This is a genomic window from Pseudomonas sp. S2_A10, from assembly GCF_054668465.1.
On sequence record NZ_CP162773.1, the window covers coordinates 1806356 to 1828117 of the forward strand.

Below are 21762 nucleotides of genomic sequence, written 5' to 3' on the forward strand. Positions count from 1 at the left end.
CAGGCGTAGTGCCGGCGCGGACGGTCGATGGGTGTTGCGCTGCCATCCTGCTCAGGGCGTTTTGTACTGAGGGTGCCGCGCAGATGCAAGCCTGTTCGGCGCAACGGCGGCCGGCGCCGCTCAATCCTGTCGCCTGCCATGGTAAGCTCGCCGCCTCATTTGCGGCCAATAATGACTCATTGTGCAACATTCAAATGCCTGCCCCGCCCCGCTCTGGCTGACCCAAGACCGCCTGACGCCCCGCCCCGATCCGTTGACCCTGGACTGGTTGTTCGACGAAGGTTCGCTGACCCGCCGTTTGACCCGTTTGTCCGAGGATGGCTTCAGCGTGTCGCCGCTGTTCGAAGGCTGGGACACCCTGCGCGCTGATGAATGCGCGGCGCTGGATCTGGCCGAGGGCAGCGAAGGCTGGGTGCGTGAGGTGTATTTGCGTGGTCATGGCGAAGCCTGGGTGTTTGCCCGCAGCGTCGCCTCGCGGGCGGCTCTGCAAGGTGATGGTTTACACATGGATGAGCTGGGCAGCCGCTCGCTGGGCGAATTGCTGTTTTGCGATCGGGCATTTCAACGCCGCGCCATTGAAGTCTGCCACTACCCTGAACAATGGTTGCCGCCAGCGGTGCAAGCCCCTGAATTGTGGGGCCGGCGTTCGCGTTTCGACCGTGGTGCGCTGAGCGTGCTGGTCGCGGAAATCTTCCTGCCGAGCCTGTGGGACGCCGCCCGCGCCCATCCGGAGAATTGCTGATGTATCAGAGCCTGCTCAAGTCCCTCAACCGTCTGAACCCGCGCGCCTGGGATTTCGTTCAGTTGACGCGCATGGACAAGCCGATCGGCATTTACCTGCTGCTGTGGCCGACGCTGTGGGCGTTGTGGATTGCCGGCAAGGGTTCGCCGTCGCTGGCCAACATCGTCATCTTCGTCCTCGGCGTGGTGCTGACCCGTGCCGGCGGCTGCGTGATCAACGACTGGGCCGACCGCAAGGTCGACGGCCACGTCAAACGCACCGCGCAACGGCCGCTGGCCAGCGGCCGGATCAGCTCGAAGGAAGCGCTGGTGTTCTTTGCCGTGCTGATGGGCATCAGTTTTCTGCTGGTGCTGTGCACCAATGCGCCGACGATCTGGCTGTCGCTGGGCGGTCTGGCGCTGGCATTCACGTATCCGTTCATGAAGCGCTACACCTATTACCCGCAAGTGGTGCTGGGCGCGGCGTTCTCCTGGGGCATGCCGATGGCCTTTACCGCCGAGACCGGCGAGTTGCCAGCGGCGGCGTGGCTGCTGTGGATCGCCAACCTGCTGTGGACGGTGGGCTACGACACTTATTACGCGATGACCGATCGTGATGACGATCTGAAGATCGGCGTGAAATCCACGGCGATTCTGTTTGGCGAGGCGGATCGGGTGATCATCCTCAGCTTGCAGGCATTGTCGCTGGCCTGCCTGATCCTGGCCGGATCGAAGTTCGAACTGGGGATCTGTTTCCACCTCGGCTTGCTGGTAGCTGCGGGATGTTATGCGTGGGAGTTCTGGTACACGCGCAGCAAGGACCGTATGCGTTGCTTCCAGGCGTTTTTGCACAACCATTGGGCAGGGTTGGCGATATTTGTCGGGATCGTGCTGGATTACGCACTGCGCTAATGCATGACACCTGTGGGAGCGAGCCTGCTCGCGAAGGCGTCATGTCAGTCACCTCTGCGATAACTGACACATCGTTTTCGCGAGCAGGCTCGCTCCCACAGCGTCTGGGTTGCATCTATTTGGCCTTGGCGACTTTCCACGCGCCGTCCATTTTGCCGTCGCCGGTCATGTCGCCGGCCTTCTTGTCCATCACGAAGGTGTACAACGGCATGCCCTGGTAGGCCCATTGCATCGTGCCGTCGTCACGCTTGATCACCGTCCAGTCGCCCATGGATTTGTCACCCGCCTGCGCCATCAGCGGCGGCCAGTTTGCCGCGCACTTGTCGTTGCACGCGGACTTGCCAGCGGAGTCCTTGGCGAAGGTGTACAGGGTCATGCCCTTGTGGTCGGTGTACATGCCGTCCTTCTCCATCGCCGGATCGGCCGCCATGGCCAGCCCCGGTAATGTCAGGGCGGCGGCCATCAGCAGGGCTTTGAACGAAGCAGTCATCTGAGTCATGGAAACCTTCTTTTGTGGTTGTCAGGATTCGGACTTAGAGCTTAGTCAAGGATGGGTGCAAATGTTGCGGGCCTGAAATACTGTCACACGACTGCAATAATTCCGTTATCTAATGCGGCGCAAGACAGTTAAATGACAAGAGGATTAAGGCATGGTTGGCAGGAGCATTCTGATCGTCGACGACGAAGCGCCCATTCGCGAAATGATCGCCGTGGCGTTGGAAATGGCCGGCTATGACTGCCTCGAGGCAGAGAACTCGCAGCAGGCTCACGCCATCATCGTCGACCGCAAACCGGACCTGATCCTGCTCGACTGGATGCTGCCCGGCACCTCCGGTATCGAACTGGCCCGGCGCCTCAAGCGTGACGAGCTGACCGGGGACATCCCGATCATCATGCTCACCGCCAAGGGCGAAGAGGACAACAAGATCCAGGGCCTGGAAGTCGGCGCCGACGACTACATCACCAAACCGTTTTCCCCGCGTGAACTGGTCGCCCGCCTCAAGGCTGTGCTGCGCCGCGCCGGTCCGACCGACGGCGAAGCGCCGATCGAAGTCGGCGGCCTGCTGCTCGACCCGATCAGCCACCGCGTGACCATCGACGGCAAACCCGCCGAGATGGGCCCGACCGAATACCGCCTGCTGCAATTCTTCATGACCCATCAGGAACGCGCCTACACCCGTGGCCAGTTACTCGATCAGGTCTGGGGTGGCAACGTCTACGTCGAAGAACGCACCGTCGACGTGCACATCCGCCGCCTGCGCAAGGCCCTCGGCGACGCCTACGAAAATCTGGTACAAACCGTGCGCGGCACCGGCTACCGGTTCTCCACAAAAGCATGAAAGCAGCTGCAAGCTTTCAGCTACAAGCGGCAAGAAACAGCGAGCCGCTCTGACTTGCAGCTTGTAGCTTGAAACTTGACGCTGCGGCTAAGGACGCCTCTGTGAATCAAAACTGGCATGGCACCCTGATTCGCCACATGTTGCTGCTGGTCACAGCGTGTCTGGTGATCGGGTTGATCACCGGCTATTACGGCTGGAGCCTCGCGTCGGGTCTGGGGCTTTATCTGGCCTGGACGCTCAAGCAATTGCTGCGTCTGCACGAATGGCTGCGCCAGCATCAACCCGACGAAGCGCCGCCCGATGGCTATGGTCTGTGGGGCGAGGTGTTCGACAGCATCTATCACCTGCAACGCCGCGACCAACGGGTGCGCGGGCGTCTGCAAGCGGTGATCGACCGGGTGCAGGAATCCACCGCCGCGCTGAAAGACGCAGTCATCATGCTCGACAGCGACGGCAATCTCGAATGGTGGAACCGCGCCGCCGAAACCCTGCTCGGCCTGAAGACTCCGCAGGACAGCGGCCAACCGGTGACCAACCTGGTGCGCCATCCGCGCTTCAAGGAATACTTCGAGCAGGACAGCTTCGCCGAGCCATTGGAAATCCCTTCGCCGACCAACGATCGCGTGCGCATTCAGCTGTACCTGACCCGCTACGGCAACAATGAACACCTGATGCTGGTCCGCGACGTGACGCGCATTCATCAGCTGGAACAGATGCGCAAGGACTTCATCGCCAACGTCTCCCACGAGCTGCGCACACCGCTCACGGTGATCTGCGGCTATCTGGAAACCCTGCTGGACAATGTCGAAGAAGTGAACCCGCGCTGGAGTCGAGCTCTGCAACAGATGCAGCAACAGGGCGGGCGCATGCAGACGCTGCTCAACGATCTGTTGCTGCTGGCCAAGCTGGAAGCCACCGACTATCCGTCGGACAACCAGCCAGTGCAGATCGACACCTTGCTGCAATCGATCACCAGCGATGCGCAGCAGTTGTCCGGGGCGAAGAACCAGCGCATCAGCCTCGAGGCCAATGCCGGAGTGCTGCTCAAGGGCAGCGAAGCGGAGTTGCGCAGCGCGTTCTCCAATCTGGTGTTCAACGCGGTCAAGTACACCCCGGCCGAAGGCAACATCCGCATTCGCTGGTGGGGCGACGATCAGGGCGCGCACCTGAGCGTGCAGGATTCCGGCATCGGTATCGACAGCAAACACCTGCCGCGCCTGACCGAACGTTTCTACCGCGTCGATTCCAGCCGCAACTCCAACACCGGGGGGACCGGCCTCGGCCTGGCCATCGTCAAGCACGTGCTGCTGCGCCACCGCGCGCGAATGGAGATCAGCAGCGTGCCCGGCCACGGCAGCACGTTTACCTGCCATTTCGCCCCGGCCCAGGTGGCCAGCGCACGGGCGATCAGCGCCACCGAGTGACGCCGCCCGGCACACGCCACTAGGCAATCGCACGGTCAGCCGCTACATTGGCTGACTTGTGCCTGCCTTTCAGGCGCTGTTTCTCCCTAATTTCGAATCACACGGAACCCGCAAAACTCCATCATGGACCCTTCCCCTGGCTTGTCCCTCGCAACCATTTTTGCCGACTTCGGCATGATTCTTTTTGCTCTGATCCTGGTTTTGCTCAACGGCTTTTTCGTTGCGGCGGAATTCGCCATGGTCAAACTGCGCTCGACCCGGGTCGAGGCCATCGCTGAACAACACGGCTGGCGCGGACACATCCTGCGCACCGTGCACAGTCAGCTCGATGCCTACCTGTCGGCGTGTCAGCTCGGCATCACCCTCGCCTCTCTCGGTCTGGGCTGGGTCGGTGAACCGGCGTTCGCGCATATTCTCGAGCCGCTGCTGAGCGCAGTCGGCGTCGACTCGCCCGAGATCATCAAAGGCGTGTCGTTCTTCACCGCGTTCTTCATCATTTCGTACCTGCACATCGTGGTCGGCGAGCTGGCGCCCAAGTCATGGGCGATCCGCAAACCCGAGCTTTTGTCGCTGTGGACCGCGGTGCCGCTGTACCTGTTCTACTGGGCGATGTACCCGGCGATCTACCTGCTCAACGCCAGCGCCAACGCGATTTTGCGTATCGCCGGGCAAGGTGAACCCGGCCCGCACCATGAACACCATTACAGCCGCGAAGAACTGAAATTGATCCTGCACTCCAGCCGTGGCCAGGATCCGAGCGATCAGGGCATGCGCGTGTTGGCTTCGGCGGTGGAAATGGGCGAGCTGGAAGTGGTCGACTGGGCCAACTCCCGCGAAGACCTGATCACCCTGGAGTTCAACGCGCCGCTGAAGGAAATCCTGGCGATGTTCCGTCGCCACAAGTTCAGCCGTTATCCGGTGTACGACAGCGAGCGCCAGGAGTTCGTCGGCCTGCTGCACATCAAGGATCTGCTGCTGGAACTGGCCGCGCTGGACCACATTCCAGAGTCGTTCAACCTGGCCGAGCTGACCCGCCCGCTGGAGCGCGTGTCGCGGCACATGCCGCTTTCGCAGCTGCTGGAGCAGTTCCGCAAGGGTGGCTCGCACTTCGCCGTGGTCGAAGAGGCTGACGGCAACATCATCGGCTACCTGACCATGGAAGACGTGCTGGAAGTGCTGGTCGGCGACATTCAGGACGAGCACCGCAAGGCAGAGCGCGGCATCCTTGCCTATCAGCCGGGCAAGCTGCTGGTGCGTGGCGATACGCCGTTGTTCAAGGTCGAACGTCTGCTGGGCATCGATCTTGATCACATCGAAGCGGAAACCCTTGCCGGGCTGGTTTACGAAACCCTGAAACGGGTGCCGGAAGAGGAAGAAGTGCTGGAAGTCGAAGGCCTGCGGATCATCATCAAGAAGATGAAAGGGCCGAAGATTGTTCTGGCCAAGGTGTTGATGCTCGATTGATGGGAGTTTGGGGGGCTCTTGTGGCGAGGGGATTTATCCCCGTTGGACGGCGCAGCCGTCCCAAAACCATTGAATGCAGTCAGTTAGTACAGAGTTGCAATATTTGGGGCCGCTTCGCGGCCCAACGGGGATAAATCCCCTCGCCACAAAAACCCTCAACACCCTATCGCGCCTACTGCTTGCCCAACGCAAAGTTGGGCAACGCCCCCAGCGGCTGGTTGAACTGATAGGGAATCGACACCAGCCCCTCTCCGGTATTGCGCTGCACCACGAAGTGCAGGTGCGGGCCGCTGCTGTTGCCGGTGTTGCCCGACAGCGCCAGCGGGCTGCCGACCTTGACCCGCTGGCCTTCGCGCACACTCACCGAACCCTGTTTCAGATGCAGGTACACGCCCATGGTGCCGTCGTCGTGCAGCACCCGGACGAAATTGCCGGAGGCATCGGTACCGCGCCCGCTCTGGGAATTCTCGGTTTTCACCACTACTCCCGCTCGCGCGGCGATGATCGGCGTGCCCACCGGCATGGCGATGTCCATGGCGTAGCGGTTCTTCGGCCCGTAGTGGCTGTACTGGCCGTTGGCGCCCTGACTCAGGCGAAACGGCCCGCCACGCCAGGGCAGCGGATAGCGATAGCTCTGCGCGCTGCCTGCGGGGTCGCCCAGCGAGTACTGGAACTGCGGCGAATACACCAGCGGCTGGTCACGGCTGATCGCCGTCAGCAGCGCCAGCCGAGTGTTGCTGCGCGGTGGCAGCACACGACGGATCGCCCGCACGGGCACGCCGCGCACATTACTCGTGCCAATGAAGGCCAGGGCAACCTCGACCGGCGCGTACAAATCGTTGCGCGCAAACACCACGTCGACGCCTTTCTGCTTCTTGATGTCCAGGTACACCTGGCGGTCGAGGCGCTCGACCATACGGTCCTGAAACACGAAAACCTTTGCGTCTTTGCTCGGGCGGTCGCTGTACGAGACCACGCCGTTGGCATCGGTGGATTTGTAGATGGTCATGGCCATCGCCAGCTGGGAGGCCAGGCAGAGACCGCAGAAAAACAGCAGGCGCGCGAGCATGGGCAAAAGTCTGTCGAAGGAAGGCCTGGGAATCAGCCTAGCAGCTGAGACAGACCAGGCTAGTCGACAGATGTTTCAAATGATCGTCCCCACGCTCTGCGTGGGGATGCAGCCCGGGACGCTCTGCGTCCCCTGCACAGAGGACGCGGAGCGTCCGGTTGAGGCATTCCTTTGCTGCGCGTGGGAACGATCAGAGCACGGGAGACAAGTGGTGTTTTGGCTGGCCCCTTCGCGAGCAGGCTCGCTCCCACATTTGGAATGCGTTCCAGGGTGGGAGCGAGCCTGCTCGCGAAGGCGGCATATCGGGCGACGAAGCTTACGCGCCGGGTACGAAATGCTTCTGCGCCGTGCCCCGGGCGATCAGGCGCGAGATGTAGTCGAGCTTCTGCGCATCCTGGTCGACAAAGCGGAAGGTCAGTTGCAGCCAGTCGCTGTCGGCTTTCTGCTCGTGGGCGACGATGGCGTGCAGGTAACCATTGAGCCGCGCGATCTCGGCGTTGTCGCCCTGCTCCAGATCGAGCACGGCGCTGTCGAGGATCTGCGGCAGGGTTTCGGTGCGCTTCACCACCAGCAGGGCTTCCTTGATGCTCAAGGCCTTGATCACGCATTGCTGAGTACCGCTCGGCAGGCGCAACTGGCCCTGACCACGACCGCCCACCGGCGCCTTGGATGCACCGGGCGCCTGAACTGGCGGGCTGTTGAGCAAACCGCGCGACGGCGCAGCGGCTGGAGCGGGTGCAGCAGCGGCAGGCCTGGCCGCAGCGCCGCCGACCACGGCAGGCTTGCCGCCGGTCAGTGCGCTCAGGGAATCGTTGCCGAATGCCGAATTCATCTTGGTCGGCGCGCTGTTCATCAAGGTGTCGAGCTTGCCGACCTTGTTCAGTGCCTGCTTGACCTTGGTCAGCAGCTGCTCGTTGGTGAACGGCTTGCTGACGTAACCGGATACGCCGGCCTGAATCGCCTGCACGACGTTTTCCTTGTCACCACGGCTGGTGACCATGACGAACGGCATGGTCTTGAGGTTGTCCTGCTCGCGGCACCAGGTCAGCAGTTCGAGGCCGGACATTTCCGGCATTTCCCAGTCGCACAGCACCAGGTCGAAAGCCTCTTTGGCCAGCATCGCCTGGGCCTTTTTGCCGTTGATGGCGTCCTCGGTGCGGATCCCCGGGAAGTAATTACGCAGGCACTTTTTCACCAGGTCACGAATGAACGAAGCATCGTCCACGACCAACACACTGATCTTGCTCATCCAACACCCCTATTAAAATCCCGGCAAGCATAACGCTGGCTGATGGCACATTGCCAAAACTCTTCAGTCACGCCGGGACTTTTCGTTCGCGGGTGCTGCTTTTAATACGAATCCGCTTCTGAAAAGCAGAAACAAAAACGCCCGGCCAGAGGGCCGGGCGCTTTTCTCAGGCAATCTTACTTATCGTCAGCTTCGCCCGGAACATTAGCGGTTTCAGCGCTTGTGCCTTCAACTTCTTCTTTCATGCGCTTGAGGCCCATGTGGCGCACGTCGGTGCCGCGCACCAGGTAGATCACCAGTTCGGAGATGTTGCGCGCATGATCGCCGATGCGCTCCAGTGAACGCAGAACCCAGATGATGCTCAGCACCCGCGAGATAGAGCGCGGGTCTTCCATCATGTAGGTGGCCAGCTCACGCAGGGCGGTTTTGTATTCGCGGTCGATGATCTTGTCGTACTGCGCCACCGACAAGGCCAGATCGGCGTCAAAACGCGCGAAGGCGTCCAGCGCATCGCGCACCATGTTGCGTACCTGGTCGCCAATGTGACGAACCTCGACGTAACCGCGCGGCGCTTCGCCTTCTTCGCACAGCTGGATGGCACGACGGGCGATCTTGGTGGCTTCGTCGCCGATACGCTCGAGGTCGATCACCGATTTGGAAATGCTGATGATCAAACGCAGGTCAGAGGCTGCCGGCTGACGACGGGCGAGAATGCGCAGGCATTCTTCGTCGATGTTGCGTTCCATCTGGTTGATCTGGTCGTCGATCTCACGGACCTGCTGAGCCAGGCCGGAGTCGGCCTCGATCAGCGCCGTGACCGCGTCGTTGACCTGCTTCTCGACCAGCCCGCCCATGGCAAGGAGGTGACTGCGCACTTCCTCCAGTTCAGCGTTGAACTGCGCGGAAATGTGATGGGTAAGGCCTTCTTTGGAAATCATTGTTCGCTCCGCGAAAGTTGCAAGCTTCAAGCTGCAAGCTTCAAGCAGTTATGTATAAGTCCTGATATCGCACCAATTCTTTCTTGCCGCTTGAAGCTTGCGGCTTGCCGCTGCTGCAATCAGCCATAGCGACCGGTGATGTAGTCTTCGGTCTGCTTCTTCGCCGGATTGGTGAACAGAGTATCGGTGTCGCCGAATTCCACCAGTTTGCCCATGTACATGAACGCGGTGTAGTCGGACACCCGTGCCGCCTGTTGCATGTTGTGGGTCACGATGACGATGGTGAACTTGGACTTCAGCTCGTAGATCAGCTCTTCGACTTTCAGCGTCGAGATCGGGTCGAGAGCCGAGCACGGTTCGTCGAGCAGCAGCACTTCCGGCTCGACCGCGATGGTGCGCGCGATCACCAGACGCTGTTGCTGACCACCGGACAGGCCGAGGGCCGAGTCGTGCAGACGGTCTTTGACCTCGTCCCACAATGCCGCGCCTTTCAACGCCCATTCAACGGCTTCGTCGAGGATGCGCTTCTTGTTGATGCCCTGGATGCGCAGGCCATAGACCACGTTTTCGTAAATGGTCTTCGGGAACGGGTTGGGCTTCTGGAACACCATGCCGACGCGACGACGCAGTTCGGCAACGTCTTCGCCCTTGCGATAGATGTTGTTGCCGTACAGGTTGATCGCGCCCTCGACACGGCAGCCGTCGACCAGATCGTTCATCCGGTTGAAGGTACGCAGCAGCGTCGACTTACCGCAGCCGGACGGGCCGATGAACGCCGTCACGCGCTGTTTCGGGATGTTCATGCTGACGTCGAACAGTGCCTGTTTGTCGCCGTAGTAGAGGCTCAGGCCCGGCACTTCGATGGCGACGGTTTCCTGCGCCAGGTTGAGGCTCTGCTTGTCGCGGCCCAGGGCAGACATGTTGATGCCGTGGCTGTGTGTTTCGTGCTGCATGGGTCTCACTCCGTTCGTAGCTGCAAGCTTCTGGCTGCAAGCTGCAAGTTTGAGCAAAAGCGGCTTGTAGCTTGCCGCTTGTGGCTAATGGCTTTAGCTATCCAGTGCTTTGTATTTTTCGCGCAGGTGGTTGCGGATATACACCGCCGACAGGTTCAGCGTCGCGATCACCAGCACCAGCAGCAGCGCGGTGGCGTACACCAGCGGGCGGGCTGCTTCGACGTTGGGGCTCTGGAAGCCGACGTCATAGATGTGGAAGCCCAGGTGCATGATCTTCTGGTCCAGGTGCAGGTACGGGTAGTTGCCGTCCACCGGCAGCGACGGCGCCAGTTTCACCACACCCACCAGCATCAGCGGCGCCACTTCACCGGCGGCACGGGCCACGGCGAGGATCATCCCGGTCATCATGGCCGGGCTGGCCATCGGGATAACGATTTTCCACAGCGTTTCCGCTTTGGTCGCGCCGAGGGCCAACGAGCCTTCACGCACGGTACGAGGAATCCGCGCCAGACCTTCTTCGGTCGCCACAATCACCACCGGCACTGCCAGCAGCGCCAGGGTCAGCGAGGCCCAGAGCAGGCCCGGCGTACCAAAGGTCGGCGCCGGCAGTGCTTCAGGGAAGAACAAGCGGTCGACCGAACCACCCAGCACGTAGACGAAGAAGCCCAGACCGAACACGCCGTAAACGATCGCCGGTACGCCGGCGAGGTTGTTCACCGCGATACGAATGACGCGAGTCAGGGTGTTCTGCTTGGCATATTCGCGCAGGTACACCGCTGCCAGCACGCCGAACGGTGTAACGATCATCGCCATGATCAGGGTCATCATCACAGTGCCGAAGATCGCCGGGAAGATCCCGCCTTCGGTGTTCGCTTCACGCGGGTCGTCGGAGAGGAATTCCCAGATCTTGCTGAAGTAGAAACCAACCTTGGTCAAGGTGCTCATGCCGTTTGGCTGGTAGGCATGCACGACTTTGCCCAGACCGATTTCGATTTCCTTGCCGTTGGCGTCACGGGCGGTCAAGGCGTCGCGGTTGAACTGTGCATGCAAATCAGACAGACGTGCTTCGATGTCTTTGTAGCGCGCGTCCAGCTCGGCGCGCTCGGACTCCATGTCCGCTTGTGCGGTGGCGTCGAGTTTGCCCTCCAGCTCCAGTTTGCGCCCGTGCAGACGGATTCGCTCGAGGCCGGCATTGATTGCGCCGATGTCGGTTTTTTCCAGCGTCTTCAGTTGAGCCGCAAGATCGTTCACCCGATCGATGCGCGCTTGCAGTTCAGGCCAAGCGGCCTCGCCTTCGGCGATGACCTTGCCGTCCTGTTTGACGTTGACCAGGTAGCCGTAGAAGTTGCCCCACTCGCGACGCTCGATCGCCATCAATTCTGGCGGTGTGGTCTGCTTGGTCAGCCACTCGCCGACGATCCAGGTGAAGTCGTTGCCGTTCAGGTCACGGTTGCCGACCTTGATCAGCTCGCGGGTCATGAATTCCGGACCTTCGTCCGGCACCGGCAGACCGGCGCTCTTCAGACGTGCGCGCGGCACTTCTTCTTTCTGCACCACTTCGCCGATCACCAGGTGATTGGCCTGGCCCGGTACGTCGTAATGCGCGTGGATCAGGTCCGCCGGCCAGAAGTGACCGAGACCGCGCACGGCAATCACCGCCAACAGACCAATGGTCATGATGACCGCGATGGACACCGCGCCACCGCTGATCCAGACGCCCGGGGCGCCGCTCTTGAACCATCCTTTCAGGGAGTTCTGTTTCACAGACTTCTACCTTTGCTTAAAGCGACGAGTATTTCTTGCGCAGACGCTGACGAATCAGTTCTGCCAGGGTGTTCATGACGAAGGTGAACAACAGCAGCACCAGCGCCGAGAGGAACAGCACGCGGTAGTGGCTGCCGCCGACTTCCGACTCGGGCATTTCCACCGCGACGTTGGCGGCCAGGGTGCGCAGGCCTTCGAACAGGTTCATCTCCATCACCGGGGTGTTGCCGGTGGCCATCAGCACGATCATGGTTTCGCCGACCGCACGGCCCATGCCGATCATCAGCGCCGAGAAGATGCCCGGGCTGGCGGTCAGGATCACCACGCGGGTCATGGTCTGCCATGGCGTCGCACCCAGGGCCAGCGAACCCAGGGTCAGGCCGCGCGGCACACTGAACACGGCGTCTTCGGCGATCGAGTAGATGTTCGGGATCACCGCGAAACCCATGGCCAGACCGACCACCAGGGCGTTGCGCTGGTCGTAGGTGATGCCCAGGTCATGGGAGATCCACATGCGCATGTCGCCGCCGAAGAACCAGTTCTCCATGAACGGGCTCATGTACAGCGAGAGCCAGCCCACAAACAGGATCACCGGAATCAGCAGCGCACTTTCCCAGCCGTCCGGGACTTTCAGGCGGATCGATTCAGGCAGGCGGCTGAAGGTGAAACCGGCGACCAGAATGCCGATCGGCAGCAACATCAGCAGGCTGAAGATGCCCGGCAGATGCCCTTCTACATATGGAGCCAAGAACAGACCGGCGAAGAAACCGAGGATCACCGTCGGCATCGCTTCCATCAGTTCGATCACCGGTTTGACCTTGCGGCGCATGCCCGGGGCCATGAAGTACGCGGTGTAGATCGCCGCAGCGACGGCCAGTGGCGCGGCCAGCAGCATGGCGTAGAACGCGGCTTTCAGGGTGCCGAAGGTCAGCGGCGACAGGCTCAATTTCGGTTCGAAATCGGTGTTGGCGGCGGTCGATTGCCAGACGTATTTAGGCTCGTCGTAGTTCTCGTACCAGACCTTGCTCCACAGCGCGCTCCACGATACTTCCGGGTGCGGGTTGTCGAGCAGCAACGGCTGCAGCTTGCCGCCGGCTTCGACGATCACCCGGTTGGCGCGTGGCGACAGACCAAACAGGCCCTGGCCTTCAACCACCTGATCGACCAGCAACGTGCGGTGTGCGGTGCTGTGGAACACGCCGAGCTTGCCGCTGGCATCGAGGGCGAGGAAGCCTTTGCGGCGCTCTTCGGCAGCGATTTCAACGATCGGCGTGGTGCCCATCTGGAAGGTGCGGATCTGCTTCAGACGCTGCTCGCCATCGGTATCGCGAGCCATGAACCACTGGGCCAGACCGCCCTTGGAATCGCCGACGATCAGCGAGATACCGCCGACCAGCTGCGCGGTGGCGGTGACTTGGGCGTCGGCATTTTCCAGCAGTTTGTAGCGCCCGTTGAGGCTCTTGTCGCGCAGGCTGAACACGTCGGCCTGAGCACGCCCGTTGACCACGTACAGCCACTGCTGGCGCGGGTCGACGAAGATGTTTTTCACAGGCTCGGTCATCTGCGGCAGATCGATGCGCGTCTGCTCGTTGGTGACTTCGCCGGTCATCATGTTTTCTTCGCTGGTCAGCGACAGCACATTGAGTTGCGAGCCGGTGGAGCCGACCAGCATCAGCGTCGAGTCGGTGGCGTTGAGGCTGACATGCTCCAGCGCGCCGCCGCTTTCGTTCAGCGCAATTGGCGCCTCGCCATACGGATATTCAATGGCCGGGCTGATGGTTTTCTTGCCGTCCGGGTAGCTGACTTTATAGGTGTGACGGAACACCAGCGCCTGACCGTTGGACAGGCCCACGGCCACCAGCGGATGACCCGGCTGGTCTTCGCCGATGGACGTCACGGTAGCGCCCGCTGGCAGCGGCAGTTCGACACGTCTCAATTCAGCGCCACTGTCGAGATTGAAGAACAGTGCCTGGCCCTTGTCGGATACACGCATGGCCACCTGATTCTGCTCCTCGAGCGAGATCATCAGCGGCTTGCCGGCGTCCTGCATCCAAGCCGGGGTGATCGAATCTTTCGCGGTCAGGTCGGCACCTTGAAACAGTGGCGCAACGACGTAGGCGAGGAAGAAGAAGATCAGGGTGATGGCCGCTAGCACCGCGAGGCCGCCGACGAGGACGTACCAACGGGTGAAGCGATCCTTGAGCGCGCGAATGCGGCGCTTGCGTTGCAGCTCAGGCGTATTGAAGTCAATGCGCTTGGGAGGGGAAGACGTAGTCATTGGGGAATTGGCCAGATCATTCATGCGCACACCCTAGCGATCCTGTATGACAGAAAGATGACAGTGCAGTGACGCAGCAAATCCGCCAGCCGGAAGTCCGGCAGCGGAGTCGAGAATTCGAGGTTGTGAAACCTGTGCAGGAGCTGTCGAGGGAACCGAGGCTGCGATCTTTTGATCTTGCGATCAGAGGCCAGATCAAAAGATCGCAGCCTCGTTTCACTCGTCAGCTCCTACACGGTTCCAGCAGGTCCGGGGGGTTGCCCCGGATCTGCGGTGTTACTTCTTGGCGACAGCGCCGCCTTCTTGCAGACCGAGGTCAGCCAGTGCTTTGGCAGCAACCTTGGCTGGCAGCGGGATGTAGCCGTCTTTCACTACCACTTCCTGGCCCTGCTTCGACAGCACCAGCTTCACGAACTCGGCTTCCAGCGGGGCCAGAGGCTTGTTCGGGGCTTTGTTGACGTAAACGTAGAGGAAGCGCGACAGCGGATACTTGCCGTTCAGGGCGTTTTCTTCGGTGTCTTCGATGAACTCGCCGCCTTCTTTCTTGGCCAGGGCTACGGTTTTCACGCTGGCGGTCTTGTAGCCGATGCCCGAGTAGCCGACGCCGTTAAGCGAGCTGCTGATCGACTGCACCACCGACGCCGAACCTGGTTGTTCGTTGACGTTTGGCTTGTAGTCACCTTTGCACAGGGCTTCTTCCTTGAAGTAGCCGTAGGTGCCGGACACCGAGTTACGGCCGAACAGCTGGACCGGCTTGTTGGCCAGGTCACCGGTCACGCCCAGGTCACCCCAGGTCTTGACGTCAGCTTTGGCACCGCACAGGCGCGTCGAGGAGAAGATCGCATCGACCTGAGCCATGGTCAGGTGCTTGATCGGGTTGTCCTTGTGCACGAACACGGCCAGGGCATCCACGGCAACCGGGATCGCCGTCGGCTTGTAGCCGTACTTCTGCTCGAAAGCCTGCAGCTCGTTGTCCTTCATCTTGCGGCTCATCGGGCCCAGGTTAGCGGTGCCTTCGGTGAGTGCAGGTGGCGCGGTGGAAGAACCGGCAGCCTGAATCTGGATGTTGACGTTCGGGTATTCTTTTTTGTAGTTCTCGGCCCACAGGGTCATGAGGTTTGCCAGGGTATCGGAACCGACGCTGGACAGGTTGCCCGACACACCAGTGGTCTTGGTGTAGCTCGGGATAGCAGGGTCAACAGCGGCGAACGCGTTGGCAGTCGCAACGCCAGCAGCGACAAAAGTCATTGCCGCCATCAAACGCTTCAGTTTCATGCCTTACTCCTAGCAGATAGGGTGTGTTAAGTCGGGGCCAAGTATCAGCAGGCCATGTGAACACTCTATGGCTGAAATATGACAATTGGATGAAAGGCCAGCATCGGGTTTTGCTGGATGATTTGTGGCGTCCCCATTCGCGAGCAGGCTCGCTCCCACAATTGAAATGCATTCCAACTGTGGGAGCGAGCCTGCTCGCGAAGTGGCCGGTATTGGTGGAGTAGATCCTGGGCTTTAGCGCCCTTTCTTCCAGAGCCAGGCGCCTACCAGAATTCCCATCCCGCACAGCACTGCCACATAGTAGGCAGGCCCCATCGCGCTTTCCTTCAGCAGCAGGCTCACCACCATTGGCGTCAGGCCACCGAAGATCGCGTACGCGACGTTGTACGAGAACGACAGGCCACTGAAGCGAACCACCGGCGGGAACGCTTTGACCATCACGTACGGCACCGCGCCGATGGTGCCGACCAGCAAACCGGTCAATGCGTACAGCGGGAACAACCAGTCCGGGTGGTCGGCGAGGCTGTGGTAGAAGGTCCAGGAGCTGATCAGCAGACCGAGGCAGCCAAAGACGAAGACGCGACCGGCGCCGAAGCGATCGGCCAGCGCGCCAGCGCCAATGCAGCCGAGGCTGAGGAAGACGATGGCCAGGCTGTTGGCCTGCAGCGCCGTGGTTGGCGAGAAGTGGTAGACCGTTTGCAGCACGGTCGGGGTCATCAGGATCACCACGACGACGCCAGCCGAGAGCAGCCAGGTCAGCAGCATCGAAATGGCGATGGCGCCGCGATGATCACGCAGCACCGCGCGCAACGGCACTTCTTCGGCCAGTGCCTTGCGCAATTGCAGTTCGGCGAACACCGGTGTCTCGTGCAGCCAGCGGCGCAGGTACACCGAGAACAGGCCGAACACGCCGCCGAGCAGGAACGGGATCCGCCAGGCGTAATCCGACACTTCGGCTGGCGTATAAATGCTGTTGATCGCAGTGGCGACCAGCGAGCCGAGGAGGATGCCGGCAGTCAGGCCGCTGGTGAGCGTGCCGCAGGCATAACCGATGTGCTTTTGCGGTACGTGTTCGGAAACGAAGACCCACGCTCCCGGCACCTCACCGCCAATAGCGGCGCCCTGGATCACCCGCATCAGCAGCAACAGGATCGGCGCCCAGATACCGATCTGCGCGTAGGTCGGCAGCAGGCCCATGATCAGCGTTGGCACCGCCATCATGAAAATGCTCAGGGTGAACATCTTCTTGCGCCCCAGCAGGTCACCGAAGTGCGCCATGACGATGCCGCCCAAAGGACGTGCCAGATAGCCGGCGGCGAAGATGCCGAAGGTCTGCATCAAGCGCAGCCACTCGGGCATGTCGGCCGGGAAGAACAGCTTGCCGACGACGGTGGCGAAGAAAACGAAGATGATGAAATCGTAGAACTCCAGCGCCCCGCCGAGGGCGGACAGCGACAGAGTCTTGTAGTCATTGCGGGTCAACGGTCGTGCGGGTTGCTCGGGCTGCGCGAGGCTCGAAGGCGCTGTGGTCATGGCAAGGGCTTCTCTTATAGTCGAATCTGTCGCCACAACAACGCTGGCGGTGGCTTGGACAGGTTCGGCACCATAGCAAATTGTTCGAAAAAGCACATAGAGGCGCGTAATTGACGGTCGAAATCAGAACCGGGTGGTCGTCGCGGGGTCTATCGACCGATATACTCGCCACCTGCGCAGGATTTGTAAGAGGTTGCTGTGCGAAAACGTTGTTGGCCCGTCCTTTGCTCGGGATTTAGCCTTTTTCGCAGAGTTTCCCTTTAGGCGCCTGATGGAAAACGTGACGAACGCAGTGTGTTCGGTGTTGAATCGTTTTTCTTGAAGACGGCTACCACCCGCAATACCCACGAAGAGTCACGGGTCAGAGGCCCCTCGGCATGATAGAGCTCGAACAAGAAGATCCGATCCCACAGGGCGACCTGGCCCTGCAAATCACCGCACTTCCCCGCGAAACCAACGGCTTTGGCGATATTTTCGGCGGCTGGCTGGTCGCGCAGATGGATCTGGCCGGCACCGCCATGGCCAGCCGGGTGGCCGGTGGCCGCGTTGCCACTGTCGCCATCGACCGCATGGCGTTCCTCGTCCCGGTCGCGGTCGGCGCGCAGTTGTCCTTTTATACCCAGACCCTGGAAATCGGACGCAGCTCGATCCAGATGATGGTCGAAGTGTGGAGCGATGACCCACTCTCCAGCGAATGGCGCAAGGTCACCGAAGCGGTTTTCGTTTTCGTCGCCATCGACGGCAGCGGTCGCACCCGTTCGGTGCCGCCACGCGCGCGTTAAACCTCGCGACCGTTTTGCGGTCGATAGTCGTCCCCAGTGTCTGATCGAGAGTTGCCCATGAACACGCCCAACGTTGAAGCCGTGAAACAGGATGAACTGAACTGCTGGCGCATCCGCCACGGCAAGGCCGAAGTGCTGGTGGCCCAGCAAGGCGCGCACATCCTCAGTTATCAGATCGACGGCCAGCCGCCGATCATCTGGCTCAACGACAAGGCCGAGTTCAAGACCGGCAAAAACATCCGCGCCGGCGTGCCGGTGTGCTGGCCGTGGTTTGGCAAATTCGAACGCAACCCGAGCAGCGTGCAGGCCATGTACACCGGCGAGCAGCCGGCCCCCGCGCACGGTCTGGTGCGGGCGATGGACTGGGAGTTGGGCAACATCGAATCAGAGGCTGACGGCATCAAGGTCGAATTCAAGCTGCCCTACCCGGAAGGTGGCCTGCCGGGCTGGCCCCACGAAGTCGATCTGACCCTGACCCTGCATCTGGCGGATCAACTGCATTACAGTCTGACCAGCCATAACCGGGGGACTGACAGCGTCACGCTGAGTCAGGCGCTGCACACCTATTTCGCCGTGAGTGACGTGCGTAATGTGCATGTCGACGGCGTGGCCGGGCTCAACTACATCGAGACCCTGGACGACTGGAACACGGCCAGCCAGAGCGGCGATCTGCATTTCGCCGGCGAGACCGACCGCATCTACCTCAATGCTCCGCCGCAATTGAGCATCGTTGATCCGACCTGGGAACGACGCATCGTGCTGACCTCTACCGGCTCGCGCACTGCGGTGATCTGGAACCCGTGGATCGACCGCGCCGCCGCACTGCCGGACATGGACAACGATGGCTGGCAACGCATGCTGTGCATCGAAACGGCGAATGTGATGGATGATCTGGTGACCCTGGCGCCGGGGGCGAGCCATACCATGGGTGTCAGCGTAGCTGCTACGCCGCTCTAAGCTCTAGCACCATACAAAAGGGCAAAGAGCCCTGTGGCGAGGGGATTTATCCCCGCTGGGTCGCGCAGCGGCCCCCGCTTTTTTTAAATCAAAAGCTGGGGCCTGCTGCGCAGTCCAGCGGGGATAAATCCCCTCGCCACAGATAAATCCCTTCACCACAGATAAATCCCCTCACCACAAAGGCTCGCTCCCAAATTTATGCGCGGCGCGCTTTAGAGGTCAGCTTCCTGCACCACCCGCACCTTCTCCGCCTCCAGCGCATACGCCGCATCCGCCAGGTCATTACTGACCTTTTCGATTTTAAGCGTGCCGGTCACCCAAAGCGGTGTGTAGATGTCCTCCAGCTTCAACCCTTTTGGATACCGCACCAGCACCAGTTGATTCGGCGGTGGTGGCGGCACGTGGATGCAGGCGCCCGGATACGGCACAAGGAAGAACAGCGTGCTGCGGCCCTTGGCATCCGACTCAAGCGGCACCGGGTATCCGCCGATGCGGATGTGTTTGTCGTTCATCGACGCTACGGTTTTCGTCGAATACATCACCGCTGGCAGACCTTTGGCCTGCTTCATCCCGCCCTTCTCGGTGAAGGTGCCGGTGGCTTCGGGGGAGTTGTGGTCGATTTCCGGCATGGCCTCAAGGGCCTTTTGATCCGACTTGGGCATCAGTTCCAGCCAGTCGGTTTCCGGCAGTTCGCCGGCGTGGGCGAGATAGCTGCCCAGCAAGAGGAGAGTCAACAGAAGACGGCGCATGAAGGTGCTCGGCAGGCAAAGGAATGGACGGTAAGTCGCCGCGCATTCTAGCCCTCCCGGCCGCGCTGGCCGAGAGGGCTTTGTCGCTTTCGATCAGTTCTTTTTGATCAGACCGTAGATCACCAGCAACACCACAGCGCCGACCAGTGCGCCGAGGAAACCCGCGCCCTCGCCCGCCTGATAGATGCCCAGAGCCTGGCCGCCGTAGGTGGCCGCCAGCGAACCGCCGATACCGAGCAGGATGGTCATGATCCAGCCCATGCTGTCATCGCCCGGTTTCAGGAACCGAGCCAGCAGGCCGACGATCAAGCCGATAAAGATGGTTCCGATAATTCCCATGGCATTTCCCTCTGATTTGGAAGATATGCGAAAGACTAGCCAGTGTTTCGCATCCTGCCATGAGAGAACGGCGGCCCCTGAATGGTTCCGCCGCGGCCACATGAAACTGGTTTACTCGGCGATCAGCGCTTCGACCTTGATGATCTGCGCTTGCAGCGTGGCCATGTCAGCGCAGCGCAGGTTGGCGTGGCCGACCTTGCGTCCGGCCTTGAAAGCTTTGCCGTAGTGATGCAAGTGGCAGTCTTCGATAGCGATGACTTTCTCCACCGGCGGCACTACGCCGATGAAGTTGAGCATCGCGCTCTCGCCGACCTTGGCGGTCGAACCCAGCGGCAGGCCGGCCACGGCGCGCAGGTGGTTTTCGAACTGGCTGCACTCGGCACCTTCGGTGGTCCAGTGCCCGGAGTTGTGCACGCGCGGGGCGATTTCGTTGGCTTTGAGGCCACCGTCGACTTCGAAAAACTCAAAAGCCATCACGCCGACGTAGTCGAGGTGTTTGAGCACGCGACTGGAATAATCTTCCGCCAGCGCCTGCAACGGGTGATCGGTGCTGGCCACCGACAGCTTGAGAATGCCGCTGTCGTGGGTGTTGTGCACCAGTGGATAGAACTTCGTTTCGCCATCGCGGGCACGCACGGCGATCAGCGACACTTCGCCGGTGAATGGCACGAAGCCTTCCAGCAGGCAGGCAACGCTGCCCAGTTCGGCGAACGTACCCGCCACGTCTTCCGGTTTGCGCAGGACTTTCTGGCCCTTGCCGTCATAACCCAGGGTGCGGGTTTTCAGCACGGCCGGCAGACCGATGGAAGCGACGGCGGCATCCAGGTCGGCTTGCGACTGGATGTCGGCGAAGGCCGGGGTCGGAATGCCGAGGTCCTTGAACATGCTCTTTTCGAACCAGCGGTCACGAGCAATGCGCAGGGCTTCGGCGCTCGGGTACACCGGCACGAATTGCGAGAGAAACGCCACGGTTTCGGCCGGGACGCTTTCGAATTCGAAGGTCACCAGATCGACTTCATCGGCCAGTTGGCGCAGATGATCCTGATCGCCGTAATCGGCCCGCAGGTGTTCGCCCAGCGCGGCCGCACAGGCGTCCGGCGCAGGGTCGAGGAAAGCGAAGTTCATGCCCAGCGGAGTGCCCGCCAGGGCCAACATGCGACCCAACTGGCCGCCACCGATTACACCGATCTTCATCTCAACAACCTCAGGCAATACGTGGGTCTGGATTGTCCAGGACGCTGTCTGTCTGCTCGGCACGGAAGGTTTTCAGTACCGCGTGGAACTGCGGGTGCTTGGCGCCGAGGATGCTCGCCGAGAGCAGGGCGGCGTTGATTGCGCCAGCCTTGCCGATGGCCAGGGTGGCAACCGGAATGCCAGCTGGCATCTGCACGATCGACAGCAGCGAATCGACGCCCGAGAGCATGGCCGACTGCACCGGCACGCCCAGCACCGGCAGGTGGGTCTTGGCCGCACACATGCCTGGCAAGTGGGCTGCGCCACCGGCACCGGCGATGATCACCTCAATGCCGCGGCTTTCAGCCTCTTCGGCGTACTGGAACAGCAGATCCGGGGTGCGGTGGGCAGAGACCACCTTGACCTCGTACGGGATGCCGAGCTTTTCCAGCATATCGGCGGTGTGGCTAAGGGTGGACCAATCGGACTTGGAGCCCATGATCACGCCAACCAGTGCACTCATCGTCGCGCCTCTTCTCTCTGGAGCGCCCGCAGGCGCGTCATAAAACAACAAGCCACGCAGGTTGCGTGGCTTGATTGTACGAAAAATGGCCGGACGTGCCGGCCGAAGGCCGCGCAGTATACCGCAAAGAAAGCAATAAACAGCCCCCGAAACGACCATCTGTCAAATGAGCGAAACGCCCGGTTTTATTGACCTTGAGGTCAGCGAAAGAACACCGCAAAAATCCCCCTGTGGGAGCGAGCCTGCTCGCGAAAGCGTTGCGTCAGACGATACCTCAGCGCCTGAAACTCCGCATTCGCGAGCAGGCTCGCTCCCACATT

Annotated in this window: 20 protein-coding genes; 7 read left to right on the plus strand and 13 right to left on the minus strand. The window is 61.1% G+C overall.

What is annotated here, in order from left to right; all coding sequences use genetic code 11:
• Nucleotides 1-181 precede the first annotated feature (181 nt).
• Together AB4N41_RS08370 and ubiA are read left to right on the plus strand one after the other, a co-directional pair.
• Nucleotides 182-742 (plus strand): chorismate--pyruvate lyase family protein, encoded by a 561-nt coding sequence (locus AB4N41_RS08370; RefSeq protein ID WP_076564594.1) that lies wholly within the window; start codon nt 182-184, stop codon nt 740-742.
• Nucleotides 742-1632 (plus strand): 4-hydroxybenzoate octaprenyltransferase, encoded by an 891-nt coding sequence (ubiA, locus tag AB4N41_RS08375; RefSeq protein ID WP_252877129.1) that lies wholly within the window; start codon nt 742-744, stop codon nt 1630-1632. Before AB4N41_RS08370 ends, ubiA begins: the two co-directional genes overlap by 1 nt.
• 115 nt (nt 1633-1747) lie before the next feature.
• Here the strand turns inward: ubiA and AB4N41_RS08380 are convergent, their stop codons facing one another.
• Nucleotides 1748-2131 (minus strand): COG4315 family predicted lipoprotein, encoded by a 384-nt coding sequence (locus AB4N41_RS08380; RefSeq protein ID WP_252877130.1) that lies wholly within the window; start codon nt 2129-2131, stop codon nt 1748-1750.
• A 151-nt stretch (nt 2132-2282) separates the two neighbouring features.
• On the opposite strand from AB4N41_RS08380, the gene phoB reads away from it, so the two are divergent.
• From phoB to AB4N41_RS08395, 3 genes are all read left to right on the plus strand, one after another.
• Nucleotides 2283-2972 (plus strand): phosphate regulon transcriptional regulator PhoB, encoded by a 690-nt coding sequence (phoB, locus tag AB4N41_RS08385; RefSeq protein WP_007896474.1) that lies wholly within the window; start codon nt 2283-2285, stop codon nt 2970-2972.
• Between the two features lie 137 nt (nt 2973-3109).
• The gene (gene phoR / locus AB4N41_RS08390) at nt 3110-4396 is read left to right on the plus strand and encodes a phosphate regulon sensor histidine kinase PhoR (protein ID WP_460138414.1); all 1287 of its coding nucleotides are present in this window, start codon (nt 3110-3112) and stop codon (nt 4394-4396) included.
• A gap of 123 nt (nt 4397-4519) precedes the next feature.
• On the plus strand, nt 4520-5860 hold the full coding sequence (locus AB4N41_RS08395; protein ID WP_016772486.1) for a hemolysin family protein: 1341 nt from the start codon (nt 4520-4522) through the stop codon (nt 5858-5860).
• A gap of 172 nt (nt 5861-6032) precedes the next feature.
• On the opposite strand, the gene AB4N41_RS08400 is transcribed toward AB4N41_RS08395, so the two are convergent.
• The 8 genes from AB4N41_RS08400 to AB4N41_RS08435 all read right to left on the minus strand — a co-directional run bounded on the left by AB4N41_RS08400 (nt 6033) and on the right by AB4N41_RS08435 (nt 16919).
• On the minus strand, nt 6033-6929 hold the full coding sequence (locus AB4N41_RS08400) for a peptidoglycan DD-metalloendopeptidase family protein (RefSeq protein ID WP_252877131.1): 897 nt from the start codon (nt 6927-6929) through the stop codon (nt 6033-6035).
• 316 nt (nt 6930-7245) lie between these two features.
• Nucleotides 7246-8178, minus strand: coding sequence for a response regulator (locus tag AB4N41_RS08405; protein ID WP_041476598.1), 933 nt, complete (start codon nt 8176-8178; stop codon nt 7246-7248).
• 176 nt (nt 8179-8354) lie between these two features.
• Entirely contained in the window at nt 8355-9116 is a 762-nt protein-coding gene (phoU, locus tag AB4N41_RS08410; protein WP_016772483.1) for a phosphate signaling complex protein PhoU, read from the minus strand.
• Nucleotides 9117-9235: 119 nt separating this feature from the next.
• Nucleotides 9236-10069, minus strand: a complete 834-nt coding sequence (gene pstB, locus AB4N41_RS08415) for a phosphate ABC transporter ATP-binding protein PstB (protein ID WP_041476597.1) — start codon at nt 10067-10069, stop codon at nt 9236-9238.
• Between the two features lie 93 nt (nt 10070-10162).
• Nucleotides 10163-11833, minus strand: a complete 1671-nt coding sequence (gene pstA, locus AB4N41_RS08420; RefSeq protein ID WP_016772481.1) for a phosphate ABC transporter permease PstA — start codon at nt 11831-11833, stop codon at nt 10163-10165.
• Between the two features lie 16 nt (nt 11834-11849).
• Nucleotides 11850-13883 (minus strand): ABC transporter permease subunit, encoded by a 2034-nt coding sequence (locus AB4N41_RS08425; RefSeq protein WP_252878198.1) that lies wholly within the window; start codon nt 13881-13883, stop codon nt 11850-11852.
• A 504-nt stretch (nt 13884-14387) separates the two neighbouring features.
• Entirely contained in the window at nt 14388-15386 is a 999-nt protein-coding gene (locus tag AB4N41_RS08430; protein ID WP_016772480.1) for a phosphate ABC transporter substrate-binding protein PstS, read from the minus strand.
• 234 nt (nt 15387-15620) lie between these two features.
• Nucleotides 15621-16919 (minus strand): MFS transporter, encoded by a 1299-nt coding sequence (locus AB4N41_RS08435; RefSeq protein WP_016772479.1) that lies wholly within the window; start codon nt 16917-16919, stop codon nt 15621-15623.
• Between the two features lie 377 nt (nt 16920-17296).
• Between AB4N41_RS08435 and AB4N41_RS08440 the strand changes: the two genes are divergently transcribed.
• Together AB4N41_RS08440 and AB4N41_RS08445 are read left to right on the plus strand one after the other, a co-directional pair.
• Nucleotides 17297-17701: an acyl-CoA thioesterase gene (locus tag AB4N41_RS08440; protein WP_003229628.1), complete on the plus strand. Its 405-nt coding sequence runs from the start codon at nt 17297-17299 to the stop codon at nt 17699-17701.
• 57 nt (nt 17702-17758) lie between these two features.
• Complete coding sequence (locus AB4N41_RS08445) at nt 17759-18658, plus strand: D-hexose-6-phosphate mutarotase (protein WP_252877132.1); 900 nt, start codon at nt 17759-17761, stop codon at nt 18656-18658.
• A gap of 212 nt (nt 18659-18870) precedes the next feature.
• On the opposite strand, the gene AB4N41_RS08450 is transcribed toward AB4N41_RS08445, so the two are convergent.
• The 4 genes from AB4N41_RS08450 to purE all read right to left on the minus strand — a co-directional run bounded on the left by AB4N41_RS08450 (nt 18871) and on the right by purE (nt 21442).
• Complete coding sequence (locus tag AB4N41_RS08450; RefSeq protein WP_056790934.1) at nt 18871-19407, minus strand: DUF3299 domain-containing protein; 537 nt, start codon at nt 19405-19407, stop codon at nt 18871-18873.
• A gap of 93 nt (nt 19408-19500) precedes the next feature.
• The gene (locus AB4N41_RS08455) at nt 19501-19746 is read right to left on the minus strand and encodes a GlsB/YeaQ/YmgE family stress response membrane protein (RefSeq protein ID WP_016772475.1); all 246 of its coding nucleotides are present in this window, start codon (nt 19744-19746) and stop codon (nt 19501-19503) included.
• A gap of 111 nt (nt 19747-19857) precedes the next feature.
• Nucleotides 19858-20940 (minus strand): 5-(carboxyamino)imidazole ribonucleotide synthase, encoded by a 1083-nt coding sequence (locus AB4N41_RS08460; RefSeq protein ID WP_041476593.1) that lies wholly within the window; start codon nt 20938-20940, stop codon nt 19858-19860.
• Nucleotides 20941-20950: 10 nt separating this feature from the next.
• Nucleotides 20951-21442, minus strand: coding sequence for a 5-(carboxyamino)imidazole ribonucleotide mutase (purE, locus tag AB4N41_RS08465; protein ID WP_007920220.1), 492 nt, complete (start codon nt 21440-21442; stop codon nt 20951-20953).
• Between the last annotated feature and the right edge of the window lie 320 nt (nt 21443-21762).